Origin of the sequence: Promicromonospora thailandica (assembly GCF_024171955.1) — a bacterium.
Classification (GTDB): Bacteria; Actinomycetota; Actinomycetes; order Actinomycetales; family Cellulomonadaceae; genus Promicromonospora; species Promicromonospora thailandica.
Genome location: NZ_JAMTCS010000004.1, coordinates 1 through 22083, shown reverse-complemented (window position 1 = coordinate 22083; position 22083 = coordinate 1). Strand labels below are relative to the sequence as shown.

General features: G+C 74.5%; 22 protein-coding genes and 1 pseudogene. 19 read left to right on the top strand and 4 right to left on the bottom strand.

The window, feature by feature from the left end:
• Positions 1-10: 10 nt before the first annotated feature.
• The 3 genes from APR03_RS07230 (at position 11) to APR03_RS07220 (ending at position 2744) form a co-directional block, all read left to right on the top strand.
• A complete protein-coding gene (locus tag APR03_RS07230) occupies positions 11-817 on the top strand; it encodes a hypothetical protein (protein ID WP_253834145.1) in 807 nt (268 codons plus the stop codon).
• Between the two features lie 86 nt (positions 818-903).
• Positions 904-1653, top strand: coding sequence for a sugar phosphate isomerase/epimerase family protein (locus APR03_RS07225; RefSeq protein ID WP_253834754.1), 750 nt, complete (start codon positions 904-906; stop codon positions 1651-1653).
• Positions 1650-2744, top strand: coding sequence for a Gfo/Idh/MocA family protein (locus APR03_RS07220; protein ID WP_253834143.1), 1095 nt, complete (start codon positions 1650-1652; stop codon positions 2742-2744). Before APR03_RS07225 ends, APR03_RS07220 begins: the two co-directional genes overlap by 4 nt.
• On the opposite strand, the gene APR03_RS07215 is transcribed toward APR03_RS07220, so the two are convergent.
• The gene (locus APR03_RS07215; RefSeq protein WP_253834141.1) at positions 2741-3361 is read right to left on the bottom strand and encodes a TetR/AcrR family transcriptional regulator; all 621 of its coding nucleotides are present in this window, start codon (positions 3359-3361) and stop codon (positions 2741-2743) included. The two genes, APR03_RS07220 and APR03_RS07215, sit on opposite strands and share 4 nt — an antisense overlap.
• Positions 3362-3370: 9 nt before the next feature.
• Positions 3371-4195, bottom strand: coding sequence for an SDR family NAD(P)-dependent oxidoreductase (locus tag APR03_RS07210; protein ID WP_253834139.1), 825 nt, complete (start codon positions 4193-4195; stop codon positions 3371-3373).
• Positions 4196-4283: 88 nt separating this feature from the next.
• Here APR03_RS07210 and APR03_RS07205 point away from each other — a divergent pair, with 88 nt between their 5' ends.
• Both APR03_RS07205 and APR03_RS07200 read left to right on the top strand, forming a co-directional pair.
• Positions 4284-5183, top strand: coding sequence for a LysR family transcriptional regulator (locus tag APR03_RS07205; RefSeq protein ID WP_253834137.1), 900 nt, complete (start codon positions 4284-4286; stop codon positions 5181-5183).
• Between the two features lie 9 nt (positions 5184-5192).
• Positions 5193-5939 carry a class I SAM-dependent methyltransferase gene (locus APR03_RS07200; protein ID WP_253834136.1) on the top strand — a complete coding sequence of 249 codons (747 nt, stop codon included), beginning with the start codon at positions 5193-5195 and terminating at the stop codon, positions 5937-5939.
• Positions 5940-5942: 3 nt separating this feature from the next.
• Here the strand turns inward: APR03_RS07200 and APR03_RS07195 are convergent, their stop codons facing one another.
• Together APR03_RS07195 and APR03_RS07190 are read right to left on the bottom strand one after the other, a co-directional pair.
• Positions 5943-6113: a hypothetical protein gene (locus APR03_RS07195; protein ID WP_253834134.1), complete on the bottom strand. Its 171-nt coding sequence runs from the start codon at positions 6111-6113 to the stop codon at positions 5943-5945.
• Positions 6114-6118: 5 nt separating this feature from the next.
• On the bottom strand, positions 6119-6562 hold the full coding sequence (locus APR03_RS07190; RefSeq protein ID WP_253834132.1) for a VOC family protein: 444 nt from the start codon (positions 6560-6562) through the stop codon (positions 6119-6121).
• 130 nt (positions 6563-6692) lie between these two features.
• Here APR03_RS07190 and APR03_RS07185 point away from each other — a divergent pair, with 130 nt between their 5' ends.
• From APR03_RS07185 to APR03_RS07120, 14 genes and pseudogenes are all read left to right on the top strand, one after another.
• Entirely contained in the window at positions 6693-7265 is a 573-nt protein-coding gene (locus APR03_RS07185) for a CGNR zinc finger domain-containing protein (protein ID WP_253834130.1), read from the top strand.
• 51 nt (positions 7266-7316) lie between these two features.
• Complete coding sequence (locus APR03_RS07180) at positions 7317-8519, top strand: MFS transporter (RefSeq protein ID WP_253834128.1); 1203 nt, start codon at positions 7317-7319, stop codon at positions 8517-8519.
• 279 nt (positions 8520-8798) lie between these two features.
• On the top strand, positions 8799-9830 hold the full coding sequence (locus tag APR03_RS07175; protein ID WP_253834126.1) for a LacI family DNA-binding transcriptional regulator: 1032 nt from the start codon (positions 8799-8801) through the stop codon (positions 9828-9830).
• Positions 9827-10774 (top strand): carbohydrate ABC transporter permease, encoded by a 948-nt coding sequence (locus tag APR03_RS07170; RefSeq protein ID WP_253834124.1) that lies wholly within the window; start codon positions 9827-9829, stop codon positions 10772-10774. The genes APR03_RS07175 and APR03_RS07170 overlap by 4 nt, the downstream gene beginning before the upstream one ends.
• Before the next feature lie 4 nt (positions 10775-10778).
• Positions 10779-11606, top strand: coding sequence for a carbohydrate ABC transporter permease (locus tag APR03_RS07165; RefSeq protein WP_253834122.1), 828 nt, complete (start codon positions 10779-10781; stop codon positions 11604-11606).
• A gap of 26 nt (positions 11607-11632) precedes the next feature.
• Positions 11633-12907, top strand: a complete 1275-nt coding sequence (locus APR03_RS07160; RefSeq protein WP_253834120.1) for an ABC transporter substrate-binding protein — start codon at positions 11633-11635, stop codon at positions 12905-12907.
• Positions 12908-12947: 40 nt separating this feature from the next.
• On the top strand, positions 12948-14117 hold the full coding sequence (locus APR03_RS07155) for an ADP-ribosylglycohydrolase family protein (RefSeq protein WP_253834116.1): 1170 nt from the start codon (positions 12948-12950) through the stop codon (positions 14115-14117).
• Positions 14114-15463, top strand: a complete 1350-nt coding sequence (locus tag APR03_RS07150; protein WP_253834115.1) for an ADP-ribosylglycohydrolase family protein — start codon at positions 14114-14116, stop codon at positions 15461-15463. Before APR03_RS07155 ends, APR03_RS07150 begins: the two co-directional genes overlap by 4 nt.
• The gene (locus tag APR03_RS07145) at positions 15460-16371 is read left to right on the top strand and encodes a ribokinase (protein WP_253834114.1); all 912 of its coding nucleotides are present in this window, start codon (positions 15460-15462) and stop codon (positions 16369-16371) included. The genes APR03_RS07150 and APR03_RS07145 overlap by 4 nt, the downstream gene beginning before the upstream one ends.
• A complete protein-coding gene (locus APR03_RS07140) occupies positions 16368-18452 on the top strand; it encodes an SUMF1/EgtB/PvdO family nonheme iron enzyme (protein ID WP_253834113.1) in 2085 nt (694 codons plus the stop codon). Before APR03_RS07145 ends, APR03_RS07140 begins: the two co-directional genes overlap by 4 nt.
• On the top strand, positions 18449-19657 hold the full coding sequence (locus APR03_RS07135) for a CaiB/BaiF CoA transferase family protein (RefSeq protein ID WP_253834103.1): 1209 nt from the start codon (positions 18449-18451) through the stop codon (positions 19655-19657). Before APR03_RS07140 ends, APR03_RS07135 begins: the two co-directional genes overlap by 4 nt.
• Entirely contained in the window at positions 19654-20469 is an 816-nt protein-coding gene (locus APR03_RS07130; protein ID WP_253834101.1) for an HpcH/HpaI aldolase/citrate lyase family protein, read from the top strand. The genes APR03_RS07135 and APR03_RS07130 overlap by 4 nt, the downstream gene beginning before the upstream one ends.
• A 231-nt stretch (positions 20470-20700) precedes the next feature.
• Positions 20701-21519, top strand: coding sequence for a DUF4352 domain-containing protein (locus APR03_RS07125; protein WP_253834099.1), 819 nt, complete (start codon positions 20701-20703; stop codon positions 21517-21519).
• Between the two features lie 227 nt (positions 21520-21746).
• Positions 21747-22083, top strand: a pseudogene (locus APR03_RS07120) (hypothetical protein); the annotation flags it as partial.

The following is a 22083-nucleotide window of genomic DNA, read 5'->3' as shown; positions in this document are numbered from 1 at the left end:
GGATGCGGGCATGACCGAACCGAGGACGCCGGCCCGGCCGCTGATGGTCCGCACCGACCTGGCCCTGGGCGGCCGCTGGACCTCCCTCGCCACCCCGGACCGGGAGTGGCTCTGGCGCAACCCCCGCGTCCCGGCCGCGGCCCGGGCCACGGTGGCGCCCGGCGACCCGTTCGTCGACGCGGGCGGCGGCGAGGAGTGCTTCCCCACCATCAACGGCCCGAGCGACCACGGCGAGGTGTGGTCCCGGCCCTGGACGCCGTCGGGGCCGGCGGCCCGGGTCGAGGCCGGCGACCTCGCCCTGACCCGCCGCCTCACCACGCACGACGGCACGGTCCGCGCCGGCTACACGGTCACCGGCCCGCCCGCCGCCCCGGTGCTGCACGCCGTCCACCTCCTGCTCGACGTCGGCCCCGGCGCCCGCCTGGAGGTCCCCGGCACCCCGGACGTGCTGGTCGTCGAGTGGCCGAATCCCGGCGACACGACCCCCGCCACCTGGCCCGACGCCGGGGGAGTTCCCCTCGACGCCCTCGGCCCGGACGACGGCACCGCCCGGTGCGCCGTCGTCGCGACGGACCGGGTGGACGTCGTCGACGGCGCCGACCGGCTGCGGCTGCGGTGGGGCACGCCGTCCGACGCGCCCGTGTCCCTGGTGGTGTGGCGCAACCTGGGCGGCTGGCCCGACGGCGCCCCCTACCGCTCGATCGGCCTCGAGCCGCTGCTCGGCGCGGAGACCAACCGTGACCGTGCCGGCCAGGACCGCGTGGCGCACCTCGACGGCGGTGGGCGCCTGGAGTGGTGGCTCGAGATCGCCGGGTGAAGCTCGCGGGCGGAAAAACCTTCCACTGTAAGAATTTCGCCACTACGATCGTCGCGCCAGGCCTCGAACAAGGGAGTTCCATGCCGATGCCGACGTCGATACCGACAGTCTCCGTCCAGCTCTACTCGGTCCGCGACGCGATAGCGGACGACCTGGCCGGCGCCGTGGCGCGCCTGGCCGAGACCGGGCTCTCGCACGTGGAGCCGTACGCGTTCCACGAGCGCACCGACGAGTACCGGCGCGCGTTCGCCGCGGCGGGCGTGACCGCGCCGTCGGGCCACGCGCCCGTGCTGGACGCGGAGGACCCCGGGGCGGTCCTCGACGCGGCCGCCGCCCTCGGCATGGCCACCGTCATCGACCCGTACGTGCCGGCCGACCGGTGGCAGACCGCCGACCAGGTGGCCCGGCTCGCCGACCGGCTCAACGCGCTGGCGCCCCTGGCCGCCGAGCGGGGGCTGGCGTTCGGGTACCACAACCACGCGTGGGAGCTGAGCGCGCGCCTCGACGGCCGGCACGCGCTGGAGCTGCTCGCCGACCGCCTCGCGCCCGAGGTGGTGCTGGAGGTCGACACCTACTGGGCGGCCGTCGGCGGGGCCGACACCCCGGCCCTGCTCGCGGCGCTCGGCGACCGCGTGCGCCTGATCCACGTCAAGGACGGCACGCTCGACGGCGACGTCGAGCGGCAGCAGCCCTTGGGCGCCGGCGAGGTGGACGTGCCCGCGATCCTGACGGCCGCCCCGGCGGCCACGCGCGTGATCGAGTTCGACGCCTACCGCGGCGACGTGTTCGAGGGCATCGCCGGGTCGCTCGCGTGGCTCACGGAGCACGACCGGTGACCGCCGCGGGCGTCGGCGTGGTCGGGGCCGGCAACATCTCGAACCAGTACCTGGCGAACCTCACGCGGTTCCCCGACGTCGAGGTGCGGTTCGTCGCCGACCTCGACCTCGACCGGGCCGCCGCCCAGGCGCAGGCCTACGGCGTGCCGGCGTCGGGCACGGTGGACGAGCTGCTGGCCCGGGACCACATCGACGTGGTCGTCAACCTCACCGTCCCGGCGGTGCACGCCGAGGTCGGGCACCGCATCCTGGCCGCGGGCAAGCACGTGTGGAGCGAGAAGCCGCTCGCCCTCGACCGGGACGCCGCGGCGGCGCTCCTGGCGGACGCCGCGGACCGCGGCCTGCGCGTCGCGTGCGCCCCGGACACCGTGCTGGGCGCGGGCGTGCAGACGGCGCTGCGGGCGATCGCGCGCGGCGACATCGGCGAGCCGCTGACGGCCACCACGATGTTCCACGTGCCCGGCCCGGAGTCGTGGCACCCGAGCCCCGACTTCCTGTTCGCCCTGGGCGGCGGCCCGCTGCTCGACATGGGGCCGTACTACGTGACCACGCTGGTGCACGTGTTCGGGTCGGCGACCCGGGTCCAGGCCGTGGCCTCCACCTCGCGCACCACGCGCACCATCGGCAGCGGCCCCCGGGCGGGCGAGGTGTTCCCCGTCGAGGTGCCCACGCACCACGCCGCCCTGATCGAGTTCGGCGAGGGGCGCTCCGCGCAGTCGACGTTCTCGTTCCAGCACGCCCTGCCGCGCAACGGGTTCGTCGAGGTCAACGGCACCGACGGCACCCTCGTGCTGCCCGACCCGAACGCGTTCGACGGCGGCTCCACGCTGTGGCGCTACGGCTCCGAGGAGCCGACGGCCCTGCCCGCCGAGGGCCCCGAGCTCGGCCGAGGGGCCGGGGTCGTGGACCTCGTGCGCTCGATCCGCGACGGCGGCACCGAGCGGGCCTCGGGGGCCGTCGCGGCGCACGTGCTGGACATCCTGCTCGGCGTCCAGGACGCCGCGGCCACGGGCAGCGCGGTCGAGATCGGCTCGGCCGTGCCGCCGGTCGCGCCGCTCCCGGAGGGCTGGGACCCGACCGTGCCGAGCTAGGGCGCGGGGTCGGCCGCCGGGCCCGGCAGCAGCCGCTCCAGCAGCGCGAGGGACCGGCGCACGTCCACGCTCTCGGGGTCGAGCAGCCACTGCAGCTGCAGACCGTCCGACGCCGCGGCCACCAGGGCCGCGGCGTCGGACGGGTCGATGTCGGCCGGGACGGCGCCCGCGGCCTGCCCGGCCCGGACCCGCTCGGCGAGGTCGGCCCGCACCCGCCGGAACCGCTCGTGCACGAACCGGTGGGTCTCGGGGTGCTGCTCGGCCCGCAGGGCGTCGGTGGTCAGCGTCGCGTACAGCTCGACCAGGCCGGGGATCGACCGGTTCCGCTCGGCGCTGCGCTCCATCAGCCCCACCGCCGACAGCGCACCGGGACCGGGCGGCTCCTGCCGCGACCGGTGCTCGTGGGTGCGGTACACCTCGACGAGCAGCTCGTCGCGGTGGGCGAAGTAGTACCGCAGCGCGGCGTGCGAGACGCCGATCGCCTCGCCGATGGCACGCAGCGACGCCCCGACGCCGCGCTGCGCGAACAGCTCCATGGCGCTCAGCAGGATCTGCGCGCGCCGCGCCGACCCCTTCCGGTAGGTCCGTCCCCGCGTGCGTGCCTCGCCGTCCGCCATCGCCCCATGCTACGGAGCGACCGGGCTCCCGGCGCCGAAGGCCTCCAGCGCGACGGGCTGCCACGCGCGCCAGGTGTCCAGGCGCTCGGTGTAGAGGCGCTCCACCTCGGCGAACGGCTTGCCGAGGAAGACGTGCCGCGGGGGCTCCGGCGCGTCGACCACGCGCAGCAGCGCGGCGCGGGTCGCCCGCGGGTCGCCGAGCTCGAACCGCGGCGCGGTCGCGGTCCGCACCTCGGCGTAGTCGGGGTGCTCGGCGCTGACGCGCAGCCCCGGCCCGAACCCGGTCGCGTAGGGCCCGGGCTCGACGTCGACGACGTGCACGCCGAACGGCGCCACCTCCTGCGCGAGCGACTCGGACAGGCCCTCCACCGCGAACTTGGACGCGTGGTAGGCGCCGAAGCCGGGGAAGGCGCGCACGCCGCCCTCGCTCGTCACCTGGAGGATCCTGCCGGACCGCTGCGCCCGCAGCACGGGCAGCACCGCCTGGGTGACCCAGACCGTGCCGAAGAAGTTGGTCTCGAGCTGGTCGCGCAGCTCCTGCTCGGTGAGCTCCTCGACCATGCCGACCTGCCCGTACCCGGCGTTGTTCACGACGACGTCGAGCCGGCCGAAGTGCTCGACCGCCCGCCCGACGGCCGACCGCACGGCCTCCTTGTCCGTGACGTCCAGGGGCAGGGGCAGGACGGCGTCGCCGTACGCCGCGACGAGCGGCCCCAGAGCGCTGACGTCCCGCGCGGTGGCCGTGACGCGGTCGCCGCGGTCGAGGGCCGCCTCGGCCCACTCGCGCCCGAGGCCCTTGGCCGCTCCGGTGATGAACCAGGTGAGTGTTGTCATGCCTCCACCCTGCGCCCCGTCGAGGCATTCCACCAGCGACTCCTGCGCACACAAGACATGCGGGCGCGGCATGGCTCATGATGGGCGCATGGCCGAGCTCACCGTCACCGCCCTGCGGGTGGTCCAGGCCGTGGTGGCCACCGGGTCCTTCACGGCCACCGCCGACCTGCTCGGGTACACGCAGTCCGCCGTCTCCCGCCAGGTCGCGGCCGCCGAGGCCGCGGCGGGCGCGACCCTGTTCGTCCGGGGTGCCCGCGGCGTCGCGCCGACCCCGGCCGGGGAGCGGGTGGCGCGCCGCGCCGCCGCCGCGCTCGCCGAGATCGACGCCGTGCCGACCGACCTGGCGCGCCTCGCCGACCGGCTCGCGGGCCGCGTGGTGCTCGGCGCCTTCCCGACCGCCACGTGGGTGCTCGTCCCCTGCGCCGTCGGCGTCCTGCGGCAGCGGCACCCCGGCCTGACCGTCGACCTGCGGGAGGCGTCCACGCCCGCCCAGCTCCGGCAGCTGCGGGCCGGCCGCCTCGACGTCGCGGTCGTCGCCGTCGGCGCGGACCTGCCCGCCTACGACCTGGACGGACTGCGCACCGACCACCTCGTCGACGGGCGGTCGCTGCTCGCCGTGGCGCGCGGCCACCGGTTCGCCGGGTGGGAGCAGGTTCCCGTGGCCGAGCTCGCCGACGAGGACTGGGTGGTCGGCACGGGCCTGAGCGGCGACCCGCAGTTCGGCGCCTGGCCCACGCTCCCGGCACCGCGCGTGGCGTACTCCGCACGCGAGTGGCACGCACGGCTCGGCCTCGTCGCGGCCGGGCTCGGGATCACGACGCTGCCCGAGATCGCCGCGGCCGCCGTGCCCGCCGGCGTCGTCACGGTGCCGGTCGACGACCCGGCCTGGCTCGGCCGCGCCGCCGTCGCCGTGACCCGCCCCGAGCGCGCGCCCGGCGCCGCGGCGGTGGTGGCCGTGCTCCGCGAGCTGGCGCGCGCGCTCGGCTAGTCTCGCCGTATGCCCGCAGATCCCTGGTCCGACCTCGCCGACGACTGGGACCGCTCCTGGGGCACCTTCGCCCGGCCCGTCTGGGCGCCGCTGCTGGACGCGGCCGGGATCGGGCCCGGCACCCGCGTGCTCGACGTCGGCTGCGGCACCGGCGCGCTGCTGGCGCACCTGCGCGACCAGGGCGCGCGGCCCAGCGGCGTCGACCCGGCGGCCCGGATGGCCGAGCTCGCCCAGGCCCGCGCCCCAGGCGTCGACGTGCGACGGGGCGAGTTCGAGGACCTCCCGTTCGACGACGCCGCCTTCGACGCCGTGCTCGCCGTCAACGCGTTCCAGCTCGCCGACCCGGACGAGGCGCTCGCCGAGGCCGCCCGCGTGCTCGCGCCGGGCGGCGTGCTCGGCCTGGCGGGCTGGGCCGAGCGCGCACGGAACGACCTCGACGCGCTCGACACCGCCCTGGCCGTGGCCGACGGCGAGGAGCCGCCCGAGGACGGCCCGCTCCGCGTCGCGGGCGGCCTGGCCGGGGCGCTCGCCGACGCCCGCTGGGAGGTCCTGGACGTCGGCCTGACGACGGTGCCGTGGACCGCCGCCCACGACGACGACCTCGTGAGCGGCGTCCTGCTGGGGGAGGACCCGGCGACCGTCGCCGACCTCGCGCCCGTGGTGCTCGCCGCCGCGGCGCCGTACCGGCGTGCGGACGGGAGCTACCTGTTCCGCAACGCCTTCCGCTGGGCCGTGGGGCGGGCGCCCGCCGGCTGACGGTCAGCCGCGCACGATGCGGTACCCCCGCTCGGCGAGGGTGCGCGCCATGTGCTGCGCGTACCACGCGGGCCAGGCCTCGTCGTACACGCCGCCCAGCTCCTCCTGCTCGTGGACGCCGTGGGCGTCGGCGGCGCGCGTGAGCAGGTCGCGGAGGATCTCGCTGGTGTCCATGGCGGTCACCGTCCCGGGAGCCGGTCGACGACCTGCTGGAGCACCCACTCGTTGCCGTCCGGGTCGGCGAACGACGCGAACGAGGCGTAGCTGTCGTGCTCCGGGTGCGGGCCCGGTACCCGGTTGGCGGTGCCGGCCCAGTGGAAGACGCCGTCCTGGTCGTGCCAGATCTCGCTGACGTCGGCGCCCCGCCCGGCGAGCTCGGCGCGCGCGGCGGCGAGGTCGGTCACCACGAGGTGGAGGCCGCGCGTCGAACCGGGCGCCGCGTCCGTGAGGTGCTCCCCGAAGATGATCGACGCGGCGGAGCCGGGCGGCGTGAGCTGCACGACGCGCAGGCCGCGCTCGGTGGCGAAGTCGGCGTCGAGCCGCCAGCCGAGCCGCGCGTAGAAGTCCTTGGCGCGGTCCACGTCGGACACGGGCAGGACGACGACCTCGAGCGTGAGTTCCATGATGACTTCCTCGGTTCGTGTAACCACTCTGAACGGTTACTGGGATGCACGACTGTGGCACGTCAGGTGTAACCAGTCAAACAAGTTACGAGACTTGTGCGTCACACCGGTCACCGCTCAGACTGGTTACATGAACCACGCCTTCCCGTGCGGCACCCTCGCCCTGGACTTCCTGGGCACGCTGCGGGCGCGCCGCAACCCCGACCCCGACGAGAAGCTCGCGACGCCCGGGCTCCTGGACGACTGGTTCGTCGAGTCCGGGATGCTCGACGCCGCCCCGCACGCCGACGAGGCCGACCTCGCGGCGGCCGTCGAGCTGCGCGAGGCGGTCTACGCCCTGGTCGCGGCGCGCCTCGGGCCTGACGCTGTGCCCGGCTCCGTGCCCGGCCCCGTGCCCGACCCCGCCACGGCCACCGCCGTGATCAACCGGCACGCCGCCGCGCCGCCCGTCGTCGTGCGGCTCGGGGCCGACGGCGTGCGCCGGACCGGCACCGCGGCCCAGGGCCTGGCGGCGGTCGCGCGCGAGGCCGCCGAGATCCTCGGCGGACCGGACGCCGCGCTGCTGCGCGAGTGTGGCCGGCCCGAGTGCACCCAGGTCTACCTCGACCGGTCGCGCGGCCGCCGCCGCGAGTGGTGCGCCATGCGCACGTGCGGCAACCGGATGAAGGTCCAGGCCTACCGCACCCGGCACCAGCCCGCCTGACGCCGGGCGATGGCGCGGCCGGCGAACCGGCGCTCGGTAGGGTGGGCTCACGTGACCACGCCGACCGCCCCGGAACAGCCCGTGCTCCGCGTGCCGGGCGTCGGTGCACTGGTGCTGATGTCGCTGCTCGGCTTCGCCGGCTACGCGCTCCTGCTGCCGACGGCGCCCCTGTGGGCCGCTCACGGCGGCGCCGACGAGGGCGGCGCGGGGCTCGTCAACGCCGTGCTCATGCTCGCGACCGTCGCCTTCCAGACCGCCGTGCCCGGTGCGCTGCGCCGGCTGGGGTGGCGCACCACGCTCGTCGCCGGTGTGCTGCTGCTCGGCCTCCCGTCTCCGGCGCTCGCGCTGACCGACCAGCTCGGATGGATCCTGGTGGCCTCCGCCGTGCGGGGAGCCGGGTTCGCGGTCGTGACCGTCTGCGGCGCGACGGCGATCGCTGAGCTGGTCGACTCCTCCCGCCGGGGCCGGGCGATCGGCGTCTACGGTCTCGCGGTAGCGGCTCCCCAGGTGCTGCTCACGCCGAGCGCCGCCTGGTTCGCCGAGGAGGTCGACTTCCGGGTCGTGCTCGTCGCGGGTGCCCTGCCCGCCCTCGCCGTGCCCTTCGCGGCGGCCCTCGGACGCCTGCTCGACGGCACGGTGGCGGGCGGTGCTGCCGAGGCGCTGGGCGTCCCGCGGAGCGGCCGGGCGCGGACCCTCCTGGCCTTGGCGCTGCCCTCGGTCGTGCTGCTCGCCGTCACCACGCCGGGCGGGGCACTTCTCACGTTCGCACCGCAGCTCGGGCACGGCGCCGCGGTCGCCATGGTCGGTCTGCTGGGGCTCACCGTCGCGGCGGCCCTGTCGCGCTGGCTGGTCGGTGGCCTGGCCGACCGGTACGGTCCGAGCCGGTTCGTGCCGCCGCTGCTCGTCCTCTGTGCGGCGGGCCTCGGCCTCTGCGGATGGTCGCTCACCGGGTCCGGCCCGGGGCCCGTCGGGCTGGTCGCGGGCATGACGATCGTCGGCGTCTCCTACGGCAGCCTGCAGAACCTCACCCTGGTCACCGCGTTCGCGGCGGTGCCCGACCGCGACCGCAGCATCGCCAGCGCCGTCTGGAACATCGGGTTCGACGCCGGCACGGGCCTCGGCTCGCTCGTCGTCGGCTTCGTCGCGGCCGGCACGAGCTTCACGGTCGGGCTCCTCACGACCGCTGCCCTGTGCCTGGCCGTCGCGCCGGCCGCCCTGGTGGGCGGCCGGCGCCACGCACCGCCCCACGCCTGACTTCGGTCACATGTCACCACAGCGGAGCTGAGATCGGTCGGTCGCCCTGAGGTCGGTCGGTTGATGGACCGATCTCAGGGCAACCGACCGAACTGACCGCGGGGCGCATCGCAAGGGACCGAGCTGGCGCGTCAGAACCTCGCCTTGACGTCCCGGAGTGGGCGGTGCCACACTCGTCCGCATCACCCGGAAACGTTTCCAGGCTGTCCTCGGACAGGATCTGGAAACGTTTCCAGAAAATGGTTCGACGAAGACGTGGTCCGACGAAGTGGAGCGACAGTGACGTCATCACGCGCCACCCTCATCCAGGTGGCCGAGCGCGCCGGGGTCTCGCTCGCCTCCACGTCGCGCGCCCTGCACGGCACCGGGGCCAGCCCCGCGATGGTCGAACGGGTCCGCGCCGCCGCCGCCGAGCTCGGGTACAGCCCCGACGCGACCGGACGGTCCCTGCGCATGAAGCGCACCTTCCAGGTCGCGTTCGCCGTCGCCGACATCGGCAACCCGGTCTACGTCGAGATGCTCACCGCGATCCACGAGGTGCTCGCGCCGCACGGGTACCGCGTGGTGGTCATGTCCACGGGGCACACCGTGGCCTCGACGGCCGACCTCGTCCGCAGCCTGAGCAGCGGGTTCGTGGACGGCCTGATCGTCAGCCCGCTGCGCACCGACGACGAGCTGGTGACCGCCATCATGCAGGCGCCCGTGCCCGTCGTCGTGATCGGCCGGTCGCTGGAGCAGCACGGCATCGACTCCGTGTCGACGGACTCCGCCGCGGGCCTCGGCCAGGCCGTCGCCCATCTGCTGGAGATCGGCCGCCGCCAAATCGGCTTCGTGAACGGCCCCCTCGACACCACCCCGGGCGCCGCCCGCCAGCGCGGGTTCGACGCCGCGACGTCCGGCCCGGCCTTCACGGGCGAGCACGCCGAGACCGAGCGGGCCGACGACTTCACCGTCGCCGCGGGCCTGGAGGCGGGGCGGCGCCTGCTGGCGCGCGGCGGCCTCGACGCCGTCGTGGCCGCCAACGACCTGCTCGCGATCGGCGTGATCCGGGCGGCGGGGGAGCTGGGCCTGTCCGTGCCGGGCGACCTGGCCGTCACCGGCATGGACGACACCGAGATCGGCAAGGTCTTCCAGCCGAGCCTGACCAGCGTCTCGCTCGGTTCGGCCGAGCGCGGGCGCCTGGCCGCCCGGCTCGTGCTGGACCGGGTCGGCGACGGCGTCGAGCCCGCCCGGCAGGTCGCCGTCGGGCCGCACCTCGTGGTGCGCGAGTCCACCGCCGCCGCCCCTTCGAAGGAGAAGAGAGCACGATGACCGTCCTCGCCTCGCCCCGGCCACCGGCGTCCCGGCCCGGTCGGCGCACCACCGGCATGGAACGCGCCCGGCGCCGTGAGGCCGCCGCGCTCGTGATGCCGTCGCTGCTGCCGATCCTCGTGCTGTCGGTGGCGCCGCTGCTCATGGGCGTGCTGCTCGCGTTCACCGACGCCGAGCTGGTGCGCCGCCCCGACTACCAGTTCGTCGGCGTCGACAACTTCGTGCGCCTGGCGGGCAACTCGTTCTTCTGGGAGTCGTTCCGGATCGGCCTCGTGTGGGCCGTGTCGGTCACGGTGCTCCAGCTCGTCGCCGCGCTGGGCCTGGCGCTGCTGCTCAACTCCGGGCTGCGGCTGCAGGGCCTCACCCGGGTGCTGGCGCTGATCCCGTGGGCGATGCCGCCCGTCGTCGTGGCGATCATGTGGAAGATGATCTACTCGCCCAACGCGGGCCCGCTCAACGCGGCGCTCGGCGCGGTGGGCCTGCCCGACGACATCAACTGGCTCGCGGACTTCTCCACGGCGCTGCCCGCCGTCATCGTCGTCGGCGTCTGGGTGGGTATGCCCCAGACCACGGTGACGCTCCTGGCCGGTCTCCAGCAGATCCCGGCCGAGCTCAACGAGGCGGCCGCGATGGACGGCGCGGGCGCGTGGCGCCGGTTCTGGGCGGTGACGCTGCCGAGCCTGCGTCCCATCGTCACGTCCATCACGTCGCTGAACTTCATCTGGAACTTCAACTCGTTCTCGCTGGTCTACGTGCTGACCGAGGGCGGGCCCGGCGGCCGCACCATGCTGCCGATGCTGTTCACCTACCTGGAGGCGTTCAAGAACCGCAACATCGGGTACGCCGCCGCGATGGGCGTGGTGCTCGTGGTCGTGGTCGTCGTCCTCCTCGCGCTGTACCTGCGTTCGCAGCTGCGCGAGGACCGCGCCGAGAAGAAGGGCTGAGCCGATGCGCGCACTCGTCCGTCCCGCCCAGTACGTGGCGCTGGCCGCCTACATCCTGTTCCTCGGCTTCCCGCTGCTGTGGCTCGTCTCGGCGTCGGTGAAGTCGTCCGCCGAGCTCAACTCCCTGGTGGTCAACCTGCTGCCGCAGGAGTGGCACTGGGAGAACTACGCGGACGCCCTCGCCCGCCAGGGGCTCGTGAGCTCCGCGGGCAACAGCGTGGTCGTGGCGCTGGCGTCCACCGCCCTGGTCATCCTCATCGCGCTGCCGGCGTCGTACGTGCTGGCGCGGCTCAAGGGCGCGATCCGGGCGGCCGGCGTCGGCTGGATCCTGGTGAGCCAGGTGTTCCCGGTGATCCTCGTGATCCTGCCGCTGTTCCTGATCCTGCGGACCATCGGCCTGACCGACAGCCTGGGCGGCCTGATTCTGGTGCACACCACCTACACCCTCCCGTTCGCGCTGTGGATGCTGCAGGGCTACGTCGCCGGCATCCCCGTCGAGCTCGAGGAGGCCGGCTCGATGGACGGTGCGAGCCGCCTGGAGGTGCTGCGCCGCATCGTCTTCCCGCTGCTCGCGCCGGGCGTCGTGGCCACGGCGATGTTCAGCTTCGTCTCTTCCTGGAACGAGTTCTTCTTCGCGCTCGTGCTGCTCCAGTCGCCCGAGAACTACACCCTGCCGATCACGCTGTCGACCTTCATCGGCGGCGAGGGCAAGGTCGCGCTCGGCCCGCTCGCGGCGGGCTCCGTGCTCGCCGCGATCCCCAGCATCGTCTTCTTCTCGATCATGCAGAGGAAGCTCACCGGCGGCCTCATGGCCGGGGCGGTCAAGGGATGACCGCCCACCCGACGAAAGGTAGACCCATGAAGTCTCGTGGAGTGTTCATCGCCGCATGCCTCACGACCACCACCCTCGCCCTGGCCGCGTGCGGCAGCGGGGGCTCCGGTGACGACGGCCCGGTGACCCTCACGTTCCAGGCGCTGTCCGACCAGCCGGCGGCCATCGCCGCGACCGAGTCGATCGTCGAGGACTGGAACGAGGCCAACCCCGACGTGCAGGTCGAGATCGTCCCCGCGGGCTGGGACGGCGTCTACGACAAGCTCATCACGCAGTTCAACGGCGGCGCCGCGCCCGACGTCATCCACTACGAGGCCGCGAGCATCGTGTCCTTCGCGCGCGACGGCTACCTCGCCGACCTGACCGACCTCATGTCGGACGAGCGCCGCGCCGACATCCCCGAGGGCATCCTCGACTCGGTCACGGTCGACGACCAGGTGATCGCCTACCCGACCGAGCTGCAGTCCTACGTGGTGTTCGCCAACCGCACGCTGCTCGAGGACGCCGGCGTCGAGATCCCCACGGGCGAGACCATGACGTGGGACGAGCTGCGCGAGATCGCGCAGGCCACCACGAAGGGTGACGTCTACGGGCTCGGCTGGGGCCTGTCGAGCCCGACCGCCGCGTTCATGGCGCTCGCGCCCGGCTTCGGCGGCACGTACATCTCCGGCACGGGCGAGGACGCCGACCTCACCGTCGGCGAGGGCGAGATGGCCCTGCCCGAGCTGGTGCACGCCATGGCCTACGACGACAAGTCGATCCTGCCGGTGACCCTGACCCAGTCGGGCTCGGAGGCGATCGCCTCCTTCTACGCGGGGCAGACGGCGATGACCGTGCAGGGCTCCTACCAGGCCGCGAACATCGCGAAGGACGCGCCGGAGGGCTTCGACTGGGTGGCGCTGCCCCCGCTGGCCGGCCCCGAGGGCCCGCAGCAGGCCGCCAACCCGCAGACGCTGTCGGTCAACATCGACTCCGAGCACGTCGAGGAGTCGGCCGAGTTCATCGAGTTCTTCACGCAGACGGAGCACCTGGCCGCGCTGAACGAGGCGGACGCCCTCATCCCGGCGACGACGTCGGCCCAGGAGGCGCTCACCGAGAAGCTCGGCGACGAGAACGGCTGGAGCACGATCCTGGCCTCGGGCCAGAACTTCACCGCCGCGCCGTACCTCTTCGCCGACTCGTACGCGCAGTGGAAGGACACCGTCGCGACGCCCGCCTACCAGCGCTACCTGGCGCAGGAGACCGACGAGGCGGAGCTCGCCGAGCAGCTCACGAGCGGCTGGGACGAGATCACGCAGTAACTGACGCAGACGACGCAGGAACGACGAGGGGAGAGCAGCCGTGAGCTGGTTGGAGGACCGGTCGGTGGCCGTGATCACCGGGGCCGCAGTGGGTGATGCCCTCGGTGGCGCCACCGAGGGCTGGACGCCGGAGCAGATCGAGGAGCGGCACGGGGGCCGCGTGCGCGGCATCGTCGGGCCCTGGTACCCGAACTGGCAGGACGCCCGCCCCATCGCGCCGTACCACAAGGGCGACGGGCACATCACGGACGACACCCTGATGACCCGGGCGCTCGTCGAGGTGTACGCCAAGCGGCGGGCGCACCTCGACGCGTACGCCATGGCCGAGGACCTGGTGCCGCTGATGATCGGCGAGCCCCGGTGGATCCCCGAGCTCGAGTCGACGGCGCTGCTGCTGCAGAGGGTGTTCCTCGCCGAGAAGTGGCTCGTGGCCCGGCTGCACTACGGGCACGTGGACCCGCGCGAGGCGGGCGTCGGCAACGTCGTCAACTGCGGGGCCGCGATGTACGCGGCCCCGGTGGGGCTCGCCAACGCGGGCGACCACCGCGGCGCGTACGCCGAGGCGATCGACCTCACGGGTGCGCACCAGTCCAGCTACGGCCGCGAGGCGGCCGGGGTGTTCGCGGCGATGGTCGCGGCCTCGGTCGCCCCGGGCGCCACGCTGGACGACGTCGTGGCCGCCGCGCTCGACGTCGCCCACGACGGGACGGCCGCCGCGCTGCGGGCCGTGGTGGACGGCGTCGCCGGCTGGTCCGAGCCGCCCGCGACCGACGACGAGGAGCGCCGCCTGGCCCGCCTGGTGCGGGAGCTCGTCGCGCCCTACGACTCGGTGGGGCCGGAGTACCGGCAGATGTCGATGGACGCCCGCCGGCCGTCGCGCACCAAGTCGATCGAGGAGCTTCCGGTGGCGCTGGGCCTGCTGCTCGCGCACCGTGGCGACTACCGCGGCTCCGTGCTCGCGGCGGTCAACTACGGCCGGGACGCCGACTCGATCGCCGTGATGGCGGGTGCGGTCGCGGCCGGGCTCGGCGGCAGCGAGGTCGTGCCCGCCGAGTGGCTCGACCGGATCGAGGAGGCCAGCAGGATGGACGTGCGCGAGACGGGCCGCCTCATGGCGTCCGCCGCCGCGGACATCCTGGCCGCCGACCGGGAGCGGGCGACCGCGCGCCTCAGGGCGCTGGACGCGGTGCGGGTGGGGGCAGGATCGTGAGGCTGACCTGGGCCCAGCCCGAGGACCTGCTCGCCCACGAGCTCGTGCAGTCGGCGGCCGAGGGCAAGGACGTCGCCGACGTCCGTGACCGCTGGGTCGCCGCGGGCGGCGACCCGACGCCGGCCGTGAGCGGCGCGGGCCCCGAGCCCGCGACGCCGGAGCTGCGGGCACTGGCCCGGGCGCTGCTGGACGAGCTGGACGCGATCGGAGGCATGCACGGGCCGGCCACCTGGCCCGATGCCGAGGCGCTGCTCCCGCCGGTGCCCTCGCTGCCGTCGTCCGGGCCGTCCTACGCCGCCCGCGTCGAGGGCGCCTGGCTCGGCCGCGCCGCCGGCTGCCTGCTCGGCAAGCCCGTCGAGAAGATCCCGCGCGCCGGCATCGAGGAGATCCTGCGCGCCACAGGCCGCTGGCCGCTCGACCGGTACTTCACCGCCGTCGGCCTGCCCGACGACGTCGCCGCCCGCTGGCCGTGGAACCGCCGCTCGGCGCCGACGTCGCTCGAGGAGAACATCGCGGGCATGCCCGAGGACGACGACCTCAACTACCCGATCCTCGCGCTGGCCCTGCTGGAGCAGCACGGGCGGGACTTCACCACGGACGACGTCGCGCAGCTCTGGCTGGACAACCTCCCCGCCGGGCGCACGTTCACCGCCGAGCGCGCCGCATACCGCAACATCCTCGACGCGCGGCCCGTGCCGGAGACCGCGACGCACCACAACCCGTTCCGCGAGTGGATCGGCGCGCTCATCCGCACCGACCTGCTCGGCTGGGTCTCGCCGGGCGACGTGCGTGGCGCGGCCCGGCTCGCCTGGACCGACGCCCGCCTGAGCCACACCGGCGACGGGATCTGGGGCGCCACCTGGGCCGCGGGGCTGGCGGCGGCCGCCGTGGTCGCCGACGACGTGGAGCAGGTGCTCGACGCCGCCTCCGCCGCCGTGCCCGCCGACAGCGGCCTGGCCGCCGCCGTCGCGCTCGGCCGGTCGCTCGGGCGCGACTGCGACGGCTCGGAGCCCGCCGTGCGGGCGGGCCTGGACCGGATCCACGAGACCTACGGGCACCTGCACTGGGTGCACACGCTCAACAACGCCGCCGTCATCGCGTTCGCGCTGACCGCGGGCCGGGGGGCGTTCGGCCCGAGCGTCGCCATCGCCGTGACGGCGGGCTGGGACACCGACTCCGCGGCCGCGACCGTGGGCGGCGTCGTCGGCGCGCTGGCGCCCGACGCGATCGGCGAGCGGTGGACCGCGCCGCTCGACGGGCGCATCGCGACCTCGCTGCCCGGCGGCGAGCAGCGCATCACCGACCTCGCGGCGCGGACGGTCGCGCTCGCCGGAGGTGCGTCATGACCGGGACCGTCGTGGTCGTCGGCTCGGCGAACGTCGACCTCGTCGTCGACGTGCCCCGCCACCCCGCGGGCGGGGAGACCATCCTGGGCGGCGACCTGCGCCGCACGCCGGGCGGAAAGGGGGCCAACCAGGCCGTGGCGGCCGCGCGTGCCGGGGGCGCCGACACGTCCTTCGTCGGCGCGCTCGGCCGGGGCGAGTCCGCCGAGCTGCTGCTCGCGTCGCTCGGCGGCGCGGGCGTACGCACCGAGACCGTGGACCGGGTCGACGCCCCGACCGGCACCGCGCTCATCACCGTCTCGCCCGACGGCGAGAACGCGATCGTCGTGGCGCCCGGGGCCAACTCGCGCGTGCGGGTCGGCGCGGCGCAGGCCCGGCGGATCGCCGCGGCCGACGTGGTGCTCGCGCAGCTCGAGATCCCGCTCGGCACGGTGACGGCGGCGGCGCTGGAGCGTCGCCAGGGCGCGCTGTTCGTGCTCAACGCGGCGCCGTCGCGCGAGCTGCCCGACACGCTGTGGCGGGAGGTCGACGTGCTCGTGGTCAACGAGCACGAGGCGGCGGACCTGGCGGGCGCCGCGGGGACCCCGGAGGACCTCGCCTCGGCGCTGCTCGACCGGGTGCCCGCCGTCGTCGTGACGCTGGGTGCCGAGGGCAGCCTCGTCGCGCGCCGGGACACCGACCCGGTCCGCGTCCCGGCCGCCCGGGTCGACGCCGTCGACACCACGGGCGCGGGCGACACGTACTGCGGCGTGCTGGCGGCCGGGCTCGCCCGGGTGGGGCTCGCCGGCCTGGCCGACGCCGCGCGCCTCGCCGGGGCCGCCGCCGCGCTGGCCGTCACCCGGCCGGGCGCCCAGGACGCCGTGCCGGACGCCGCCGAGGTGGCGGCGCTGGCCGAAGGAGACCAGTCATGACCTACACGTTCGACCCCCTCGTGCCGCGCCAGATCGACCGGCCGACCGAGGTCGCCGTCGGCCCGCTGACCGCCGAGCGGAGCGCGGCGCTGGACGAGGCGAAGATCTTCGCCGGGCCCGCGGACCCGGCCGACCGCGAGGCGTGGCGCGAGACGCTCCGCGCCTGGCGCGCGGACGCGCGCGAGCGGCACGGCTACACCGGGGCCGCCTACGAGCGGCCCGAGGCGGCCTGGGCCGCGGGCTGCTCCACGGTGGCGCAGGTGTGGCTCTGGGACGAGCTGCTGTACTCCTTCGAGGAGCACCGGTTCACGCCCGAGCGGTTCCTCGCCGACGCCGCCGAGCGCTTCGGCGGGCTGGACGCCGTGGTGCTGTGGCACGCGTACCCGGTGATCGGGCTGGACGACCGCAACCAGTGGGACTTCTACCGCGACGTGCCGGGGATCGCTCACCTGGTGGCGACCTTCCACGAGGCCGGGCTGCGCGTCTTCGTCGACTACAACCCGTGGGACGTCGGGACGCGGCGCGGTGCGGACGACCTCGACGAGCTGGCCGGCGTCGTGGGAGAGCTGGGCGCGGACGGCGTCTTCCTCGACACGCTGAAGAAGGCCGAGCCGGAGCTCGTGGCGCGGCTGGAGGAGGCACGGCCCGGGATCGTGCTGGAGGGCGAGTCGAAGCTGCCTGTCGAGCGCATCGAGGACCACTCCTCGTCCTGGGCCCAGTTCTTCGCCGACTCGCCCGTGCCCGGCGTGCTGCGCGCGCACTGGTACGAGCGTCGGCACATGCAGCACCACGTGCGGCGCTGGCACCGCGACCACTCCGAGGAGCTCCAGTCCGCATGGCTCAACGGCGTGGGCGTCATGGTGTGGGAGGTCGTGTTCGGGGTGTGGGTCGGCTGGTCGCGGCGCGACGCGGCCACCGTGCGCCGCCTCGTCACGGTGCAGCGTGCCGTGCGCGACCTGCTGCTCGAGGGGGAGTGGACGCCGCTGGCGCCGCTGTCCGCCGAGGCGGAGGCCGCGGGCGTGTACGCGTCGCGGTGGTCGCTCGACGGCGTGACGCTGTGGACGCTGGTGAACCGGGGCGCGACGGACTACACGGGCCGGGTCCTGGCGCCGGACGCCGCGGAGCGGTCGGGTGGCCGCCTGACCCCGCTCACCGACGTGCCGGACACACAGGTCGCCGGGGTGGCCCCGGCGTCTGACACGTCGGAGGTGACCGTGCCCGGGCGCGGCATCGCCGCGCTGCTGCACGTGGCCGAGGGCACGCCGGACCCGGCGTGGCTGCCCGACCTGCTGACGGCGCCGGCCGCCGTCCCGCACGACCCCGACGCCCGTTTCCCGCACCGGCTCGCCCGTCGCGTCCCGGCGCCCACCCACCCCGTGTCAGGCACGCAGGCCGCTCCCGTGGCCCACACGTCCGGCAGGCCTGCGGGCGCCGTCGTCGTGCCCGCGGGCGAGTACGTGCTCACGGTGCGGTACCGCGCCCGGGAGACCGGGATGTACCAGGGTGCGCCGTACGTGGACGAGTGGAAGCCGCTGCCCCCGCGCCTGCACGACGCGCGGACGCTGCAGCGCGACGGCGTGCTCGCGACGCCGGTCGCGGTCGCGTCCGCCGAGGTGACCAACGCGCAGTTCGCGGAGTTCCTCGCGGCCACCGGGTACGTGCCGGCCGTGCGGCACCGGTTCCTGGCGCACTGGCCGGAGGGCCGCCCACCCGCCGGCGAAGCTGACCGGCCGGTCACCTTCGTGGATCTCGACGACGCGCGGGCCTACTGCGCCTGGGCCGGCGGCCGGCTGCCCACCGAGGACGAGTGGCAGCTCGCCGGCGAGGCCCGGCCGGACCTGTTCGGCGTGGACCGCCCGGGACCCGCCGTCTGGAGCTGGACCGAGAGCGAGCACAGCGACGGGCGCACCCGCTTCGTCATGCTCAAGGGTGGCAGCGACCACGGCGCCGAGGGCTCCGACTGGTACGTCGAGGGCGGGCGGCACGCGCCGGACTACGCCGTGAAGCTGCTGGTGCCGGGGCTGGGGCTGGCCCGGAGCGCCGCCGTCGGCTTCCGGTGCGCGTGGGAGGTGCCCGCGTGACCGTCTCCCGCGACCCGTCCGACGGCGCCCTCGCGGGCCTGCGCGTCGTCGACGCCTCGACGCTGTTCGCCGGACCCATGGCGGCCATGCACCTGGGCGACCTCGGCGCGTCCGTGATCAAGGTGGAGCACCCCGACCGGCCCGACCCGTCGCGCACGCACGGGGCCGCCAAGGACGGCGTGAACCTCTGGTGGAAGACGCTCGGCCGCAACAAGCGCACCGTCACGGCGAACCTCGGTTCGGACGGCGGGCGCGAGGTGTTCCTGGCGCTGGCCGAGCGGGCCGACGTCGTCATCGAGAACTTCCGCCCCGGCACCCTCGAGCGCTGGGGGCTGGGCTGGGAGGAGCTGTCGGCGCGCAACCCGCGGCTCGTGCTGGCGCGGGTGTCCGGGTTCGGGCAGGTCGGGCCGTACCGCACGCGACCGGGCTTCGGCACGCTCGCCGAGGCGATGAGCGGGTTCGCCGCGATGACCGGCGAGCCCGACGGCCCGCCCACGCTCCCGCCCTTCGGCCTGGCCGACGGCGTCGCGTCGCTCGCCACCGCGTTCGCGATCATGGCGGCTCTCTCGGCGCGGGAGCGCACGGGGCGCGGGCAGGTCGTGGACACCGCCATCGTGGAGCCCATCCTCGCGATGCTCGGACCGCAGATCACGCGCTGGGACCAGCTGCGCACGGTGCAGGCGCGCACGGGCAACCGGTCGAGCAACAACGCGCCGCGCAACACCTACCGCACGAGCGACGGGCACTGGGTGGCGGTGTCGACGTCGGCCCAGTCCATCGCGGAGCGCGTGATGCGGCTGGTGGGGCGGCCGGAGCTGGTGGACGAGCCGTGGTTCGCGCGCGGCGTCGACCGGGCGCGGCACGCCGACGAGCTCGACGAGGCCGTGGGCGGCTGGATCGCGCAGCGCACGCGCGAGGAGGTGGTGCGCGCCTTCGAGGAGGCGCAGGCGGCCGTCGCGCCCGTGTACGACGCGCGGGACATCGTCGAGGACCCGCAGTTCCGGGCGCTGGGCACGATCCACGAGATCGAGGATCCCGAGCTGGGCCCGATGCTCATGCAGGGGCCGCTGTTCCGGCTCTCGGGGCACGACGCCGTCATCGGGTTCACGGGCCGTCCGCACGGCGCGGACACCGACGAGGTCCTGGGCGAGCTCGGCTTCTCGCCCGATTGCGTGGCGGCGCTGCGGGAGGCGGGCGCGGTATGACGCCGCTGACCCTGCTCTACGTGCCCGCCGACCGGCCGGACCGGGTCGCCAAGGCGTTGTCCTCGGCGGCCGACGTGGTGCTGGTCGACCTGGAGGACGCCGTCGCGCCGTCCCGCAAGGACGAGGCGCGGGCGAACGCCCGGGTGGCCCTGGCGTCCGTGGAGCGGCCCGTGCAGGTGCGGATCAACCACCGTGCCACGCCGTGGCACGCCGCCGACGTGGCGCTGGTGGCGTCGCTGCCGGTGGCCGTCGGGGTGCGCGTGCCCAAGGTGGAGACGGCGTCGGAGGTGCGGGAGCTGGCCGAGGCGCTGCCGGGCCGGGCGCTGCACCTGCTGCTCGAGTCGGCGCTCGGCGTGGAGCGGGCGTTCGAGATCGCCACGGCGTCGCCGCAGGTCGCGTCGATCGGGCTGGGAGAGGCGGACCTGCGCTCCGACCTCCGCGTCTCCGACGACGCCGGCCTGGCCTGGGCGCGCGGCCGGGTCGTCGTCGCGGCCCGCGCGGCGGGGCTGGCGCCGCCCGCGATGTCGGTCTACCCGAACGTGCGGGACCTGGACGGGCTGGCGGCGTCCTGCCGCGCGGGGCGTCGGCTGGGTTTCTCGGGGCGGACGGCGATCCACCCGGGGCAGCTCGACACCATCCGGTCGGCGTTCCGGCCGTCGGCCGAGGAGGTCGCCGCCGCGCGCGAGGTGCTGGAGCGGGTCGGCGCCGCCGCGACGGAGGGCGTCGGGGCGGTGGCCCTGGAGGACGGGACGTTCCTGGACGTGGCGATGGTAGAGCGGGCGCGGTGGGTGGTGGAGCTGGGGTCCGGCTGAGGGGGATGCGAGGCGTGACGGAATATTGCGGGTGATCCGCGGGTGATGATTTGATCAGTTCACCCGGGCAATAGTGAAGTTCACCCGGCAAGAATGCCGGAACATCGTGCGAGGTCGGGTTCGATTGTCATGACGCACTGAGCGTCGAGCCACGTGACCACAGGAGCACAGATGACCCAGATGTCTTCCGGGGGGCAGGCGCCTCCGGATGGGTACCCGAACCCTGACCCAGTGCCGGTGCAGGAGCGCCCGCAGTTCCAGGCACCGCCTGGTGGGTATCCTCAGCCGGCCAGCAGGGGCGGCGTTCGCGCGGGATGGGCCCTGGGTCTGGGCATCGCCGCCTTCGTGCTCGCTTGGATACCCGTCTTCGGTGCGCTCCTCGCGGCGGTGGCTCTCCTGCTCGCGATTCTCGATCTGGTCGCAGGAAACCGTGGCTCGAAGCCGGTCTGGGCCACCGTGCTGGGCGGGATCGCACTGCTGATCGGCGTCCTGGTCACCTCCGCGATCTTCTCGGTGGGGAACGACATCGCGGACGCGACGTCGACGACGGTTGTCGAGGAGCCCTCGGCGCCGAGCGGGGACCAGAAGGCCGAGTCCGACCAGGCCGCCACCAAGGAGGAGCCCACGGAGGAGCCTGCGGAGGAGGAGCCCGCCGTGGCCGGCATCGGCGACCCGGTACGCGACGGCAAGTTCGAGTTCACGGTCACCAAGGTCGAGGACGGTGTGGCAGAGATCGGCGACGAGTACTTCGGAAAGAAGGCCCAGGGGCAGTTCGTCCTCGTTCACCTGACCGTCGAGAACATCGGTGACCAGTCGCAGACATTCTTTGGCGACAATGTTTCGGCGTCCGACGCGGAGATGCGGGAGTTCTCCAGCGACACCGAGGCAGCGATCTATCTCGACGAATCAAATTCGTTCATCAATGAGATCAACCCGGGAAATTCCACTGCAGGCATCGTTGTGTTCGACGTGCCCAAGGACGTGAAGCTCACGGCACTCGAGCTCCATGACTCCGCGTTCTCCGGGGGCGTGGCGGTCTCGCTCGGCTGACGTTCGCTGCTGCCACATGGGCCAGGCCGAGGCATATGCCTCGGCCTGGCCCATGTGGCGTGGTGTCGAGCGCCCTCGGCTCATGATGGCGCTGCGGCCCCGTGACGCGCCGGCATCCGAGATGGTCGCTCGGAGCGTCCAAGGGTCCGGTTCTGCGCTGGGTGTAAATGGCGGAACGGGCCTGGTTTCGGCGTGCGGGTCGTACGTGTGTGCGATAGGTTGGTGGTATGACGCGATCGATCGAGGTGCCGGGACGGGCAGGCGGGGGGTCTGCTGGTGCTGTGCTGCGCCCGGTCGATGTGCGTGCGATGCGTGAAGCCCTGGCGGGGATGATCCTGCCGGGTACCACTGACACTGACGTCGAGGCTGCCCCGCCGGCTGATGTGCCGGCTGATGTGCCGGCTGATGTGCCGGCTGATGTGCCGGCTGATGTGCCGGCTGAGGTGCGGGCGGTGTGGGTGGATCTGTTGGGGGAGCTGGAGGCGGTCAAGAGCGCGGTGACCGCGGTGCAGGCGCGGTTGGTGGTGGTGTTGGAGGAGGCCACGGTCGCGCAGGAGGCGCGTG

Bases quoted from the DNA above. Each gene is read 5' to 3' on its own strand.
- APR03_RS07140 (WP_253834113.1), top strand. From the start codon at position 16,368: ATGACCTACACGTTCGACCCCCTCGTGCCGCGCCAGATCGACCGGCCG.
- APR03_RS07130 (WP_253834101.1), top strand. From the start codon at position 19,654: ATGACGCCGCTGACCCTGCTCTACGTGCCCGCCGACCGGCCGGACCGG.
- APR03_RS07195 (WP_253834134.1), bottom strand. From the start codon at position 6,113: ATGGACACCAGCGAGATCCTCCGCGACCTGCTCACGCGCGCCGCCGAC.
- APR03_RS07205 (WP_253834137.1), top strand. From the start codon at position 4,284: ATGGCCGAGCTCACCGTCACCGCCCTGCGGGTGGTCCAGGCCGTGGTG.
- APR03_RS07210 (WP_253834139.1), bottom strand. From the start codon at position 4,195: ATGACAACACTCACCTGGTTCATCACCGGAGCGGCCAAGGGCCTCGGG.
- APR03_RS07215 (WP_253834141.1), bottom strand. From the start codon at position 3,361: ATGGCGGACGGCGAGGCACGCACGCGGGGACGGACCTACCGGAAGGGG.
- APR03_RS07145 (WP_253834114.1), top strand. From the start codon at position 15,460: ATGACCGGGACCGTCGTGGTCGTCGGCTCGGCGAACGTCGACCTCGTC.
- APR03_RS07200 (WP_253834136.1), top strand. From the start codon at position 5,193: ATGCCCGCAGATCCCTGGTCCGACCTCGCCGACGACTGGGACCGCTCC.
- APR03_RS07165 (WP_253834122.1), top strand. From the start codon at position 10,779: ATGCGCGCACTCGTCCGTCCCGCCCAGTACGTGGCGCTGGCCGCCTAC.
- APR03_RS07230 (WP_253834145.1), top strand. From the start codon at position 11: ATGACCGAACCGAGGACGCCGGCCCGGCCGCTGATGGTCCGCACCGAC.
- APR03_RS07225 (WP_253834754.1), top strand. From the start codon at position 904: ATGCCGACGTCGATACCGACAGTCTCCGTCCAGCTCTACTCGGTCCGC.
- APR03_RS07185 (WP_253834130.1), top strand. From the start codon at position 6,693: ATGAACCACGCCTTCCCGTGCGGCACCCTCGCCCTGGACTTCCTGGGC.
- APR03_RS07170 (WP_253834124.1), top strand. From the start codon at position 9,827: ATGACCGTCCTCGCCTCGCCCCGGCCACCGGCGTCCCGGCCCGGTCGG.
- APR03_RS07160 (WP_253834120.1), top strand. From the start codon at position 11,633: ATGAAGTCTCGTGGAGTGTTCATCGCCGCATGCCTCACGACCACCACC.
- APR03_RS07190 (WP_253834132.1), bottom strand. From the start codon at position 6,562: ATGGAACTCACGCTCGAGGTCGTCGTCCTGCCCGTGTCCGACGTGGAC.